Here is a 14,528-nt window from a genome sequence, read left to right as displayed (position 1 = left end):
CAAGATATAAAAATATTTTTATTACTCAACTACATATTGCACATCAATAATTTCATATTCCACCATGCCGCCAGGCGTTTCGACTGTAACGGTGTCGTCAAGTTCTTTACCAATTAAGGCACGTGCTATAGGAGAGCTGTATGAAATTTTATTTAATTTGATATCCGCTTCATCCTCTCCTACTATTCGATAAGTCAATTCAGAACCAGTTGACACGTGGCAAATTGTCACTGTTGAACCAAATATTACTTTACCATTATTAGGAAGTTTACTGATATCAATGATTTGAGCATGAGACAATTTCGCCTCGAGCTCTTGAATGCGCCCTTCATTAAAACTTTGCTGCTCGCGAGCAGCATGATACTCTGCATTTTCTTTCAAATCACCATGAGCTCTTGCAGTCGCAATTGCTTCTACAATGCGAGGGCGATCCACAAACTTTAAACGATGCAACTCTAACTTCAGTGCTTCCGCACCTTCAACTGTCATAGGATGTTTACTCATATCTACCTCTAATGTAAATCTTGTAATCGAGTTACGGTTTCCCTGTCTTCATACTTCATAGCAAGGCAAGCTGCCTCAGCCCCTGATAAGGTCGTAGTGTAGCTAACCTTGTGTTGTAAGGCATTGCGTCTAATTGCAAAAGAATCTGCAATTGCTTGTTTGCCTTCAGTAGTATTCACTATAAAGTCAATTTCATTATTTTTGATAAAATCCAGTACATGAGGCCTACCTTCTGCGACCTTAAAGACTCTTCTGCAATCGACACCAGCAGCCTGTAATGCTAAAGCAGTACCTCGCGTAGCGATAATTTCAAAACCTAATTCAATCAACCTCTTGGCTATCTCTCCTACTCGGGTCTTATCTGCATCACGCACCGATACAAACGCACGACGTCGTTTCACAATATTAACCCCGGCACCTAATTGGGCTTTAGCATATGCTTGTCCAAATCGCTTGGCAATACCCATTACTTCACCAGTAGACTTCATTTCAGGCCCAAGAATAGAATCCACACCAGAAAATTTAATGAATGGGAAAACCGGTAATTTAATAGAATAAAAAGAAGGTACGTGATGATTTTGGCTCAACCCCTGTTCTTCCAACCCCACACCCACTTTACAAAGAGCAGCTATCTTAGCTAAAGATAGTCCAGTAGCTTTTGAAACAAAAGGCACCGTTCTTGAGGCACGGGGATTGACTTCGAGCACATAAATATCATCCGCTTGAATAGCAAACTGTGCGTTAATTAAACCAACCACACCTAATTTTAACGCCATCTTCCGTATTTGTTCTATCAAATCCTGTTGAACTACGACACCTAAGCTAAAAGGAGGTAGAGTACATGCCGAATCGCCTGAATGGATACCTGCCTGCTCAATATGTTCCATAATGGCGCCAATTAATACCTCTTTCCCATCACAAACGGCATCAATATCCACTTCAATGGCATCATTTAAGAATTTATCAAGTAACACTGGTGAATCATTAGAGACTTCAACAGCATGAGATAAGTAATAACGTAAATCATCTTCATTATAAACAATTTCCATGGCACGACCACCAAGCACATAAGAAGGGCGCACTACTAATGGATAACCGATTTTATTCGCCAACGCGATTGCTTCCGCTTCACTGCGGACAGTTCCATTATCAGGCTGGTGCAGATTTAACTCCTTCACCATTTGCTGAAATCGCTCCCTGTCTTCAGCCATATCAATAGCATCAGATGAGGTCCCTATTATTTTTACACCATTTGCTTCTAGGCTACGAGCTAACTTTAATGGGGTTTGTCCACCATAATGGACAATAACGCCTTCAGGTTTTTCGACTTCGGCTATAGATAGCACATCTTCTAAAGTAACTGGTTCAAAGTAGAGTCGATCTGAAGTATCAAAGTCGGTTGAAACGGTTTCTGGGTTACAGTTTACCATGATGGTTTGATAACCTGCACTTCTTAATGACAAAGCAGCATGAACACAACAATAATCAAATTCAATGCCTTGTCCGATTCTATTAGGCCCACCACCAAGAATCATAATCTTTTTCTTATTTTTTTCCGGTCGCGCTTCACAACTGCCACGTTCATAGCAAGAATAAAGATAAGCCGTATCGCTAGGAAACTCTCCGGCACAGGAGTCAATTCGTTTATAAACAGGTAAGATTCCTAGCTCAATCCGTCGAGTACGAACTTGAGCTTCAGTACACCCTAGCAATTTCGCTAAATAGGCATCGGCAAAACCTCTGTGCTTCAACCAATGTAAGGTCGCTTCATCCAGGTCTTGAATGGCTTTTCCTATAATGGAATTCTCTAAAAAAACCAACTCCTGAATTTGACCTAAAAACCATCGATCTACTCGACTTTCCAGATAAACTTCCTCAACTGACAAGTTTTGCCTAAAGGCGTCTGCAATAAACCAAAGTCTATCAGGAGTCGGTTCTCGTAAATGCCCGCGCAAACGGGCCATATCTTCCTTCTGAAATAGCGAATGCAAGCCACATCTTCCAATTTCTAAACCTCTTATGGCTTTCTGTAATGATTCCTGGAAATTGGAACCAATCGCCATGACCTCGCCCACTGATTTCATCTGAGTAGTAAGAGTATTTGAGGTCTGAGGGAATTTATCAAAATTAAATCTCGGTACTTTTGTCACCACATAGTCGATACTAGGCTCAAAAGAAGCCGGAGTTATGCCGCCAGTAATTTCATTTTTTAATTCATCTAAGGTATATCCTACAGCCAATTTGGCTGCAACTTTTGCTATTGGAAAACCAGTAGCTTTTGATGCTAAAGCGGAACTCCTAGAGACACGTGGTTCATTTCTACCACCAGCATACGACCATCTTCAGGGTTAATCGCAAACTGAACGTTTGATCCTCCTGTATCTACACCAACCGCTCTTAATACTTTAATTGCTGCATCTCGCATGCGCTGATATTCTTTATCAGTCAATGTTTGCGCCGGGGCAACTGTAATGGAGTCTCCAGTATGTACCCCCATGGGATCAAAATTTTCTATAGTACAAACAATAATACAATTATCATTTTTATCCCGGACTACCTCCATTTCATATTCTTTCCAGCCTAATACTGATTCATCAATTAAAAGCTCATGCGTTGGCGATAATTCCAATCCTCTAATACAAATTTCTTCAAATTCTTCGCGGTTGTAAGCGATACCACCCCCACTACCCCCCATAGTAAAGGACGGTCGGATAATCGTGGGAAATCCCAATTGGGCTTGAACTTGAATTGCCTCCTCCAAACTATGTGCAATAGCCGATCTTGGCATATCCAATCCGATTTTAATCATGAGTTGGCGAAATTTTTCCCTGTCTTCTGCCCTGTCAATCGCTTCACGTGTAGCCCCTATCATTTCTACAGAATACTTGGCTAACACACCTTCCCGTACTAAATCCAAAGCGCAATTTAAAGCTGTTTGCCCACCCATGGTAGGCAAAAGAGCATCCGGCCGCTCAATCTCAATAATGCGCGCTACTTCTTTCCATTGAATAGGTTCAATATAGGTGGCATCCGCAAGTTCCGGATCAGTCATTATGGTTGCTGGATTGGAGTTCACTAATATCACTCGGTATCCTTCTTCTTTCAAAGCGCGTAGCGCTTGTGTACCTGAATAATCAAACTCACAAGCCTGCCCAATAACTATAGGGCCTGCTCCAAGGATCAGAATAGATTTTATATCGGTTCGTTTTGGCATAATGACTATAAAAAAAGAATAAAGTGATATATTTTACCGAGTTTTGCCCAAAGATTATACCCTAAAATGGCATGTTTTAGTTCATTTAATCGTACATTCGGTATTCAACCGTTCGGAATGACCCAAACTACCTATATAAAGCTGAGAGAAGCATTTGTAACCCCGCTTCTGTCAATGATAAATATTTATAATTAGGATCAGCGGTTGTCCTTTCAAGCCATTCATTGGCAATGCATATATCAGTTAGTTTTTGTGCTTCTTCTACTGAGACCTGCCTACCCATTCTTTGAGTAAGTATTGCTGCGGCATCCTCCTCAATGCTTAAAGAAACCTGCTCTCTTGTGATTCCTTTTGCTATCATTGCATCATAGAACAAAGTTAAAATATCCATTTCAGTCATAAAAAGCCTTCTTATTTATCTTTGATGTTATGAAGATCTATAGCATAAATTTACTGTAACTTCGAAGCGAGATTAGAAATTAGTTTCTTTTGATCCCAAAAGCCCAAATTTTTCCTAATATTTCATGAAACGCAATGGAATTGTAAGCAAGATTATAGGGATTAGGTATAATCATTTTTACCCAAGTATCTGTAGACCAAAAAAAGGTAAAATCAGTAGGAGCAGCTATCGGGTGCAAGCCTTGCTGTTGGCATAAAGCCATAGAGCGTGGCATGTGAATAGCAGACGTTACGAGATAAAAAGGTTGTTTATTCACTATTGCGACCAATTCACGAGCCTGATCTGCTGTATTAACAGAATTTATTTCAAGCACAATTTTTTCTTCTGGTATAGAAAACCACTTAGCTAATTGCGCCAATAATAGAGCCTCTGGTTGTTCACCTGCAGAGCCACCACCAGATAAAAGCAATTTTGCATCTGGCAAAGCTCTCAACAATCGAATGCCTTCTGTCAACCTCTTAATACTTGCTGAGGTTAACAAATCATTGGCGGGCATTCCTTCTGCCTGATTTTGGCCTCCGCTTAAAACTACCACCACTTTATACTGGGATCAATTTGACTCACTACAGTGTATTGCGACTCCATTTTATTAGTCAAGTATCTGGGCAACCACCCAGTACTAATTATCAACAAAACGATAAAGGCGCTAGTGAGAACTGCCTTGGTCATCAGAAAAAATCGACGCCACAATAGAAAAATTGAAACGCCTAATAACAATAAACATAAGAAAAAGGGATTAGCTAAATATTCAAACACATGCCTCATTAATGCCATTATCTTACTCTTCGCATTAAGTAAAACCCAATTAAAGAAAATATGATAGTTGGGCTAAAAGCAGCTATTTCGGGTGGCCACTGAAACACAGTACTTACAGGCCCAAAAAATCGATTGAGGATATGGAATCCAAATCCGACTATAGCACCTACTAATAATTTTGAACCCATAGTTGAAGAACGTAATGGGCCAAAAATAAAAGGGATTGCCAATATCATCATCACCATAGTATTCAGGGGTTGGGTAATTCTTTGAAGGAAAGCAAATTTATAATTCGACACATTTTGATGGTTACGTTGTTGTTCGCGGAGGTAGCGGTTTAACTCGTGCAAAGTCATTTCATCTGGATTGGTACCGCTTATTTTAAGGATTTCTGGTTTCACGGCCACATCCCAAGGAAGAGTATCAAAATGAGATGCTTTGGTATGATCCTTAGCAAATACTGTCTGTTTCACATCATAAGCTTCCCACGAATTATTAACATACTTTACTTCACTAATGAGACGAGCTAGTTGTAAATTATGTTGATTATCGAAGCGGAATTGATTGACATATCGTAAAGTATTTTCGGGTGTCACAGAGGCTATGGATACAAAATCATTACCGTAACGGAGCCAAACTCCTCTTGGAGTCAGTAAAGCCTGGCCACCGGTTAATGCTGAGACCTTATATTCATTGGCATAACGCGCCATAACTGGCACAATGGTTTCACCTAAAGAAGTAATCAAGACGATAACCACCAGAGACGCTTTCAATACTGCTCCTGTGATTTGAGCAATAGACATCCCAGCTGATCTCATTACAACCAGCTCACTATGATTAGCCAATATTCCCAAACCAATTAAACACCCCAATAGACTGGCTATAGGAAAAAATAAATACACTTGATATGGCATTTGCAAGAGAACAAAAACGCTCGCTTGCAAGATCCCATAATCAACCCGACCTAAATCATCGATTTGATTCACAAACAAAATAAAAATTTGCAGTCCTATCAGCATCAAGGTCACTAACCCGATAGCAGATAAAACTGTTTTGGCAACATAACGATCGAGTATTTTTCTACTCATGCAAGCTTCACCTGATTTCGCCAAATGAATACAATACCCAAGATCGCGATAACAAGATGCACCCACCACATACCTATCCACCAAGGGATCTTGCCGGTTGCGATCGCATCGCGAGAAACAAAGATAAAGTTGGCATAAAAAATATAAATAATAATGGCTGGTAATAGTTTTGAATATTTTCCCGAACGCGGATTGACCCGGCTCAGAGGAACAGCAACCAAAGTCAGAGTTAATACCATCAAAGGTATAGAAACTCGCCATTGCAGTTCAGCCGCTTTTTTCAAATCAGGATTGTTAAAAGGCCACAACGTACTGGTTTTCGCAGTTCGAGCATCATCATTCATAACCACGGTTGGATGCGGTAACTTCGATTGATAGCTAGCAAATTCGGCGATCTGGTAATCAGCATGTCCAGGAATTCCTTGGTATTCTTTGCCATTTTCCAATACGATATATTCTTCACCTGTTTTAGGATTAGCCTTTGCGAATGCCTTATCTGCCCACAGTATATCCCACAACAACTGATTGCCTTGCACTGTGTGCTTTGCCATAAATATTTGTTCGGCCTGTGAATGATCACGATTCATGGCTTGAACATAGAAGATTTGTTGGCCACTGTTAATAGCGTGAAAGCGCCCCGGCATAATGGTTTGGATCAACGTTTTAATTCCAGTAGAACGAATCAGTTTAGTTCGCTCAACAGCGATCACTGGACTAGCCCAAATCATTACAGCTCCGACAATTACTAACACAATACTTGCCATAATAAAACTATGCATTAATAATTGCTTAGGACCATAACCACAAGCTCGAAGTATTGTCATTTCACTTTCAGCATACAAGCGACCATAAGCTAATAGCAAAGCAACATAAAAGCCCAAAGGAAGCAGTAAACCCATTAAATTTGGCAATTCCAGCATCATCAATTTCATGATAATAAAACCGGGAATTGAACCAGAAGCGGCGCGATTCAAGTATTGAATAAATTGATTACTCATGAAAATAAGAACTAATATCGCTGTTAATGCGATCAAAGTGAGAAACACTTCCTTAGCCAAGTAACGAAAAATAATCACTACCCAATACCCTTAATTAGAGGATGTATAAATAATTCGATTCTTTCAGAATAATACAGGACTTACAACCAACCCCCAAGACAGACAACAAGGTTTTTAATGAGAGAGTTTATACCCACTTCAATGCAAATGATTAAATTAAAACCTTTTTCACACCAAGAGTTTGAGGTTTTTAGTGTATCCTGTAACATAAAAAAGAGCCGAGGATAATAATTCATAACACTCTTATTTAAAAATAGAATTCATTTAAAAGTGAATTTTTCATTTCAAATGCTTTTGTAATTTAGGTAAACTAATTGTCTATTTTTAAGAGGCAATGGAAGAGATCATGAACTATGGATTAACATACAAACCTTCACTAACTACCAGCGAATGCCTGGTGCTTGGTATTTTTTCTGATTTAGAATTACCAGATTTTGCGGTAACTCTGGATAAAGAACATCAAGGACTTATCAAAAAACTTTGCCAAAGAGCCCCTGAACCAGGTAATACTGTATGGCAAGCTGATGTGGAAGGGCATAGCTTATTAATTATTCAGTGCGGCAAAAAAGAAGAATTTAACACCAGTGCACTCCAAAAACGTGTGGGTGAAATTACGGAAGCATTAATTAAACAACGCTTCTCTTCGGCAACGCTCTGCATGCCTCGCTTAAATCAAGAATCGGCCGAATGGCAGATAGAACAAATGATTGTTCAAATTGATAATTTGAGATATCAACTCCTTGATTTTAAAACTAAAAATTCAAAAGCTCACCGATTGGAATCGGTTGTATTCTATTTACCTGGAGCAACTGAAAAAAATCTGGAGACAGCCAAAGCGCTTGTCTCAGGGGTTGAATTTTGCCGTAATTTAGCGAATATGCCTGCCAATATTTGTACTCCTACTTATTTAGGTGAGCAAGCCATTTTATTATCAGAACAATTTGATCAAATTAGCTGCAAGGTTATGGGGCCAGATGAAATGCAGCAAATGGGTATGGGGGCATTATTAGCAGTTGCTCAGGGAAGTGACCAACCACCAAGATTAATAGACATTCATTACCAAGGTAACAAAAACTCAGCGCCAGTAATTCTTGTTGGTAAAGGCATCACCTTTGACTCAGGAGGTTTGTCGATAAAACCCGCTAATGCTATGGACGAAATGAAATATGACATGTCTGGCGCGGCAAGTGTACTGGGAACCATAAAAGCTTGTGCTTTGCTGAAACTACCCATTAATCTTATTGGAATTATTGCGAGCACAGAAAATTTGATAAGCGGTTCGGCTGTAAAATCTGGTGATATCGTAAGCACCATGTCAGGACAAACGGTTGAGATTCTTAATACCGATGCCGAAGGTCGATTGGTATTAGCGGATGCTTTAACCTACGCAGAACGGTATAATCCTGATTTTGTAATTGATATTGCCACTTTAACCGGGGCAATCATAGTTGCCCTGGGTACTGTAGCTACTGGTTATATGACGAAAGACGAAAAATTAGCAGAAGCCATTGAACTGGCTGCGAATGAAAGCCAGGATAAAGTTTGGCGCATGCCACTAGACGATGCTTATCAAGAGGCTTTGGATAGCCCTCTAGCCGATATGATCAATAGTAATTTTGATCGCACTGCAGGAAGCATTACTGCTGCATGCTTTTTATCACGTTTTACTGAAAAATACCGTTGGGCTCATTTGGATATTGCAGGAACTGCTTGGGTTTCCGGGAAAAAACGTAATGCAACCGGGAGACCTGTTCCTTTATTAACACAATTGCTACGTCATGTTGCCAATTCGCGTTGATTTTTATTTGTTAGCTAGTCACCAACCAGAATCTCGCTGGCTGGTGGCATGTCGTTTAATTGAAAAAGCCTATATAAGAGGCCATAAGGTTTTTGTTCTTTGTGATAATAAACAACAAACGGAATACCTGGATGAATTGTTATGGACCTTCAAAGACGACAGCTTCATTCCCCATAACATTCAAGGAGAAGGACCAGAGCCTCCTCCACCAGTACAAATTGGCTACGATAAAGAGCCCAGAGGCTTTAATGATATTTTACTAAATTTATCAAGCAATATTCCGCTTTTCTATACCCGATTCAAAAGAATCATTGAATTGGTTAGTAGTATAGAAACAGAGAAAGAGTTAAGTCGCTTGCACTATAAAGAATATAGAAGCAAAGGGTGTGAACTACACACCCATTCTATTGAATAAATTGAAATATACATTTTCATTTTCTTCATGAAAGATATAAATCATGATAAAATTGTATTTTTTATAGTCAACAACTGGATTGTTATTCAAAGAGCACAGATCATGGTTAAATCAGTACATGTTCTAATAGTAGGTGGTGGCATCTCGGGATTAACTCTGGCTAATTTATTAATTCATAGCAATCAACAAGTTAAATTTCACGTAACCATATTCGAATCTCGACCATCTGTCGATAGTAATCAAGAAAGTGTCGGTGGAGGGATAGGTCTTTGGCCGCCAAGTCAGTCAGTATTGAAGAATTTACCAAACTACCAAAATTTTATTGAACAATTCGGTTATTGCATGCCATTTCCTAGTTACCGCGATTCTAATGGGAAGATATTGGCGAGAGCTAATGAAGACTTTAGTGATCGATTTCCTGTTCAATGTTTAAGCCGAAATGATTTAATCAATATGCTGTTAGACGGTTTAAAAAATAGGGATGATGTTGAAATTATTACATCAAAAAAAATCTGCGAATATGAAAGACACCATAATCAAATCATTGTCAGAACTGATGATAAATTATATAAAGGGGATTTACTAATCGCTTGTGATGGTATCCATTCGAAAATCAGAAATTGCCTGATGTCTGAATTAAAACGACCCCCAGTTCTTGAAACCGATCTCGGTTATACTTATTTTCGTGCCAATACTCAGATCCCTGCAGATACCAAACACAAATGGTGGGCAGCATCATTCGAAACCTGGGGAACTTACAAATCTGAACAATATGGCAATCATGAGGTTCGGTTTGGTTATGTTCCGCTAACCCCCCCTAATGTTTTTTGGTTTATCGCCATTAAAACTCAAAAAAATCACAAATATCTATCGCCAATAAATGGTGTTCAATTAATTAACGAGGACACTAAGGAGTTTCTGAAAGATTTGGTTAAGGGATGGAAACCAATTCGTACAGAATCAGGAGATATCGCTGTTGATTATGAAGAATTAATTAATTTGACCCATAAAATACTAAGAACTGATATTGCTAAAATTAAAGGGGTTGAACAATTTCCCTGGACATCAAAAGATAATCGAGTTGTGTTAATGGGGGATTCAGCCCATGCTACTGCACCGAATATTGCTCAGGGAGCAGGCTTATGTATCGAAGATGCCGCTTGCCTGGCATCTAAGTTGAACCGAATTGACTATCTACAAGGTATCTCTGAATACGAACGAGAGCGAAAACCACGTGCTAAAACAGTTCAAAATATCGCTGATTTTATCGCATTAATAGGGCAAGTTAATAATCCATTACTTAGAAAGTTAAGGAATGGCGTAATGGGTGCTGCTACTACCTATCTTCCTTCATTACAACGAGGTATGTTTGAATATTTAGTATCTTTCAGCTTAGGCGGCTCAACGAAATCAAACTATTGGCCGGTACCCCGATTATCGATAACTGATGATTCTTCCTCCTCTTTATTTGGTAGAGTTTTTCCTGATTCTCATTTACTTGATAACCATGTAAAAGACTTTAAAACATCTAACATTGGAGGAAGTGGTCTGGGTGTTGTTACCGTAGAAAAACCTACCTCTTTTGCAAGGATACTTGGGGCTTTTGCAGGTTTTCCCAGTAATATGTACCAGCAACCGTTTTACGCTGAAGTAATCAACTTGTCTAAAGATGTACAGCGCTGGAACAGGGTATTTGGCTATAATACGCCACAACAGAAAACATATTCAACAACACATTCCGTGTACTGCGGATTTGACCGACAAAAGTATTTAAGTGAAGGTATTGGTGGCTTTCTAGACAAAGTCTTTCGATTTATATACACGATAAAGCGTCAGCCAGATCAGTCGTTAAGATATGAATCCCAAGGCATAACTTTTTTTGATTCATTCAGAATACCATTGCCCATGTTTTTACTACCAAAATCAGAGTGGATTGAAAAACCAACAGAAGAAGGCTGGAAATTTGATGGCAAAGTCTCTTTCCCTATGATTGGTACTTTATTGCATTATTACGGTCATTTTCAAGTGAATAAAAAGAATGACGTTAAGAATAAAAAAATTATTATAGCAGGCGGTTCCGGGATGATTGGAAAAGAAGTTAGTTGGGAATTTATTAAAAAAGGCTATGATGTCTATTGTTTAAGTCGTTCTTCAGATACACAAATAAATATTGAAGGAGTCAAAGTCAGACTTATTGATGACGATTGGTCGGACTTAATTGATAAAAACACAACCATATTAAACTTAAGTGGAGCAAATCCCGGTGCTAAAAGATGGACCTCGTCTGTGAAATCAGATATAGCAGAATCACGCTTTCGAGTAATTGACACAATAATCCGCAACATAGATAGAGCGAGCGAAAAGCCATTGAAGTATCTGCAAGCTTCGGCAGTAGGAATTTATGGCCATGCTGGCAATACCGTTTTGAGTGAAGAAAGCGAATCAGCCAACAGCAGTGAACCAGGAACACAATTTAGAATTGACGTCTGCAAGGAAATTGAAAAAAGAGCCAATAGAGCGAATTGCAACGTGGTTAATTTAAGAATAGGACATGTTCTCTCTAATACAGGTGGCCTTCTGCCTATTATAGGTTCGCGGGTTTTTTCTGTGCCGGTAGGTTTGGTTCTGGCAATCAATATGTTCCTTTTGTGCATATCAGGGATGTTGCGAAAGCTATTGAATTCATTGCTAGCAACAACAATATTATTGACGGAGCAATAAATATAGTTGCCCCACAGCCATGTAAAAACTCTGAAATGCTGAAAGATTTGCGATTAATTAAATGGGGGCCTGAGGTACCACTGCCAGAATCTGCTTTAAAATTACTAATCGGTCAGTCGTCTGTTATATTAACAGATTCTGAAAGAGTACAGCCGAAAAGGCTGCTGGAGAACGGTTTCGAATTTAATTACAACACCATCAATGAATCCATACATGGATTGCAGTAGGAGAGTTTTCTGTAAAATAAATACACAACTGCTATACTTGATATACCATTAAAACACAATTAAGAGATTGCAGGTATGAAAAAGTATATTAAAGACGATGAAATATGGCGTTTGTATATTGATAGGGAACGCCAATATCTGGGAAAGGATGCCTTTGAAGATGAAAAAGGATACATGAAAGGCATGTTAGAAGCTCATAAGCACATGCTGTCTACATTAGAAAAGAAATTAACTCCGGAATATATCCAAACGCTAAGAGCCATAGCAATAAATCAAGTGGAATCTCTAGTCTCTAATAATACGGCATTTAGAGATAAAGAGACAGGGGCTGTTTATGGATTAACTAACTCGGCCTCTTCTTCCGAGGGAATCAAGGAATTTATTAAAAACCAATATACCGATCCTAAATACCCATATAATCTCAAAGAATGCCTGGAAAAAAGTTACCTAATAAGGGGATTATATCCCCTGCCTAAACCATCATCTAAGGGAGATATTTTTAAACAGATGTCAAAGGATACTAAATATGAACAATATAAAATTACTCCTGAAGATATTAATGGACTTACCACAGAGGAACAACAAATATATAAGAAAGCTATGGAAGGACGAAGAGACAATGAAAAAACAGCTCTTCAACGCGCTTCCGCACAAACAATTGTTGATTACATAGAAGCCAGAATTTTTCTTGGGAAAATTATTAAAGATAATTTATTAGATGATTTATGTAACGATATTTATGATGAAAGACCCACCTTAATTGCGGACATCTCCGACAATATTGAAGCACGTGCTGGAGAAATTATTGAAGATTATTACAAAGAAAAAGAAGCTGCAAACGATCCTGATAAAAAACTAACCGCAATTGTTAATTTAGTACAGAGACTAGAGCAGTTGCACCCCTTTGGCGATGCAAATTGCCGCACCTTCTGTATGTTGTTATTAAACAGAGAGTTATTAAATAACCAGATGGATCCAGCGATGGTGAAGGATCCGAATAACTTTGATATGCAAAGCAAAAGTGAATTAATTGATTTAGTAAAAGAAGGTCAAGAGCACATGAAACAATATCAGCCTGAGAATGAACATACTCATGAAGTTACAAAAAGTTTCAAAAGTCAAATATCATCAATGAAAGTTCAAGCTGAATCAGATGATTCAGAGGCAACTTTAAGAGGTCCTGGGAGTTCCTGACAACAGTAACAGGCTATCGAATTTATCCGGGTGATTTTGAATAAGACCACAACACATCGCAATCCTTTTTGATAGCCGCCTGCAGCATATAAATTAAAGGGATAGCTCTTTTAGCTAAACTGATTTGAGGCTCCAGTTCTTCTTCATTATCATTATTCTCAAATGACTGCTCTTTAATTTTTATTTTCTCTAGCCCTTTCTGTAGATTACTTAATGCCTCTGCGACATTACCTGACTTAATAGCACCAGGAACTGTACCGCTGTGCCCCATCAATAACAGTAACTGTTTTGCTACATCATTAAAATAAGTAATGTTCTCATACGCATCACAACTAAAAGTGATAAACATAACCAACTCCTTCTTAAAATCTTATCCATAAACCTGTGCCAAATACTCAGCAACGGCTCGAAGCCCCATTGCTTCACCACCCTCCGGTTTCCCAGGTTTGCTTATATTATTCCAAGCCATAATATCAAAATGAACCCAAGGTACTGATTTTGTCACAAATCGTTGCAAAAATAATCCAGCAGTGATTGCACCCGCATAAGAAGAAGAGCTGGAATTGGTCAAATCTGCAATATTAGAATTGAGTAACTCCTCATACGGTGAAAACAAAGGCAAACGCCAGACAGGGTCCGATACTTTATTTGAGGCCTCGATTATTTTCTCAGCCAATTGCTCATGATTAGAAAACATAGCGGCTATTTCAGTGCCCACTGCTACTCGAGCAGCACCCGTCAACGTAGCGAAATCAACGATTAAATCAGGCCTATCCTCACAGGCTTTAACCAAGGCATCAGCCAAGATTAAACGCCCTTCTGCATCGGTATTTTCTATTTCTACAGTCAATCCATTACGCATGGTTAAAACATCACCTGGCCTGAAAGCATTAGGTCCAATAGAATTTTCCACAGCAGGAATTAGCACCTGCAATCGCACAGGCAAACGTTGATTCATTATCCACTGAGCCAATCCTATCACATGAGCAGCCCCTCCCATGTCTTTTTTCATCCAGCGCATACCGGATGAAGGTTTGATATCAAGCCCACCACTATCAAAACAAACCCCTTTTCCAATCAGTGCTATTCGTGG

12 protein-coding genes and 1 pseudogene are annotated in these 14,528 nt (G+C 39.0%); 5 read left to right on the top strand and 8 right to left on the bottom strand.

Features of this window, described 5'->3' with window-relative positions:
• Positions 1 to 21 precede the first annotated feature (21 nt).
• The 6 genes and pseudogenes from greA to lptF all read right to left on the bottom strand — a co-directional run bounded on the left by greA (position 22) and on the right by lptF (position 7,098).
• Complete coding sequence (gene greA / locus OK13_RS01230) at positions 22 to 504, bottom strand: transcription elongation factor GreA (RefSeq protein WP_035886856.1); 483 nt, start codon at positions 502 to 504, stop codon at positions 22 to 24.
• 8 nt (positions 505 to 512) lie between these two features.
• Positions 513 to 3,718 (bottom strand): annotated as a pseudogene (gene carB / locus OK13_RS01225) (carbamoyl-phosphate synthase large subunit).
• A 127-nt stretch (positions 3,719 to 3,845) separates the two neighbouring features.
• Positions 3,846 to 4,118 carry a hypothetical protein gene (locus OK13_RS01220; protein WP_035886853.1) on the bottom strand — a complete coding sequence of 91 codons (273 nt, stop codon included), beginning with the start codon at positions 4,116 to 4,118 and terminating at the stop codon, positions 3,846 to 3,848.
• Positions 4,119 to 4,197: 79 nt separating this feature from the next.
• Positions 4,198 to 4,713, bottom strand: coding sequence for a YdcF family protein (locus tag OK13_RS01215; RefSeq protein WP_277619249.1), 516 nt, complete (start codon positions 4,711 to 4,713; stop codon positions 4,198 to 4,200).
• A 238-nt stretch (positions 4,714 to 4,951) separates the two neighbouring features.
• Positions 4,952 to 6,022: an LPS export ABC transporter permease LptG gene (gene lptG / locus OK13_RS01210; RefSeq protein ID WP_035886851.1), complete on the bottom strand. Its 1,071-nt coding sequence runs from the start codon at positions 6,020 to 6,022 to the stop codon at positions 4,952 to 4,954.
• Complete coding sequence (lptF, locus tag OK13_RS01205) at positions 6,019 to 7,098, bottom strand: LPS export ABC transporter permease LptF (RefSeq protein ID WP_035886849.1); 1,080 nt, start codon at positions 7,096 to 7,098, stop codon at positions 6,019 to 6,021. The genes lptG and lptF overlap by 4 nt, the downstream gene beginning before the upstream one ends.
• A 328-nt stretch (positions 7,099 to 7,426) precedes the next feature.
• On the opposite strand from lptF, the gene OK13_RS01200 reads away from it, so the two are divergent.
• The 5 genes from OK13_RS01200 to OK13_RS01185 all read left to right on the top strand — a co-directional run bounded on the left by OK13_RS01200 (position 7,427) and on the right by OK13_RS01185 (position 13,435).
• A complete protein-coding gene (locus tag OK13_RS01200; protein ID WP_035886848.1) occupies positions 7,427 to 8,878 on the top strand; it encodes a leucyl aminopeptidase in 1,452 nt (483 codons plus the stop codon).
• Positions 8,859 to 9,293 (top strand): DNA polymerase III subunit chi, encoded by a 435-nt coding sequence (locus tag OK13_RS01195; RefSeq protein WP_035886846.1) that lies wholly within the window; start codon positions 8,859 to 8,861, stop codon positions 9,291 to 9,293. Before OK13_RS01200 ends, OK13_RS01195 begins: the two co-directional genes overlap by 20 nt.
• Before the next feature lie 102 nt (positions 9,294 to 9,395).
• Positions 9,396 to 12,014 (top strand): DUF4166 domain-containing protein, encoded by a 2,619-nt coding sequence (locus OK13_RS01190; RefSeq protein ID WP_241480321.1) that lies wholly within the window; start codon positions 9,396 to 9,398, stop codon positions 12,012 to 12,014.
• A 35-nt stretch (positions 12,015 to 12,049) separates the two neighbouring features.
• Positions 12,050 to 12,241, top strand: a complete 192-nt coding sequence (locus tag OK13_RS16130) for a DUF1731 domain-containing protein (RefSeq protein WP_420911414.1) — start codon at positions 12,050 to 12,052, stop codon at positions 12,239 to 12,241.
• A 75-nt stretch (positions 12,242 to 12,316) separates the two neighbouring features.
• Complete coding sequence (locus OK13_RS01185; RefSeq protein WP_035886844.1) at positions 12,317 to 13,435, top strand: Fic family protein; 1,119 nt, start codon at positions 12,317 to 12,319, stop codon at positions 13,433 to 13,435.
• A gap of 22 nt (positions 13,436 to 13,457) precedes the next feature.
• Here the strand turns inward: OK13_RS01185 and OK13_RS01180 are convergent, their stop codons facing one another.
• Both OK13_RS01180 and OK13_RS01175 read right to left on the bottom strand, forming a co-directional pair.
• Positions 13,458 to 13,784 (bottom strand): DUF1840 domain-containing protein, encoded by a 327-nt coding sequence (locus tag OK13_RS01180; RefSeq protein ID WP_035886842.1) that lies wholly within the window; start codon positions 13,782 to 13,784, stop codon positions 13,458 to 13,460.
• A 21-nt stretch (positions 13,785 to 13,805) separates the two neighbouring features.
• Positions 13,806 to 14,528: leucyl aminopeptidase family protein (locus OK13_RS01175; protein ID WP_035886840.1), on the bottom strand; the 723-nt coding region annotated here is incomplete at its 5' end.

This window comes from Legionella norrlandica (assembly GCF_000770585.1).
Lineage (GTDB): Bacteria > Pseudomonadota > Gammaproteobacteria > Legionellales > Legionellaceae > Legionella > Legionella norrlandica.
Note: the sequence above shows the minus strand (reverse complement) of the source record. Positions and strands in the feature narration are given on the sequence as shown.

Excerpts from the sequence above, each read along its gene's own strand:
- OK13_RS01195 (WP_035886846.1), top strand. The coding sequence starts at position 8,859 with ATGTTGCCAATTCGCGTTGATTTTTATTTGTTAGCTAGTCACCAACCA.
- OK13_RS01220 (WP_035886853.1), bottom strand. The coding sequence starts at position 4,118 with ATGACTGAAATGGATATTTTAACTTTGTTCTATGATGCAATGATAGCA.
- OK13_RS01200 (WP_035886848.1), top strand. The coding sequence starts at position 7,427 with ATGAACTATGGATTAACATACAAACCTTCACTAACTACCAGCGAATGC.
- OK13_RS01185 (WP_035886844.1), top strand. The coding sequence starts at position 12,317 with ATGAAAAAGTATATTAAAGACGATGAAATATGGCGTTTGTATATTGAT.
- lptG (WP_035886851.1), bottom strand. The coding sequence starts at position 6,022 with ATGAGTAGAAAAATACTCGATCGTTATGTTGCCAAAACAGTTTTATCT.
- greA (WP_035886856.1), bottom strand. The coding sequence starts at position 504 with ATGAGTAAACATCCTATGACAGTTGAAGGTGCGGAAGCACTGAAGTTA.
- OK13_RS01180 (WP_035886842.1), bottom strand. The coding sequence starts at position 13,784 with ATGTTTATCACTTTTAGTTGTGATGCGTATGAGAACATTACTTATTTT.
- OK13_RS01190 (WP_241480321.1), top strand. The coding sequence starts at position 9,396 with ATGGTTAAATCAGTACATGTTCTAATAGTAGGTGGTGGCATCTCGGGA.
- OK13_RS16130 (WP_420911414.1), top strand. The coding sequence starts at position 12,050 with ATGCTGAAAGATTTGCGATTAATTAAATGGGGGCCTGAGGTACCACTG.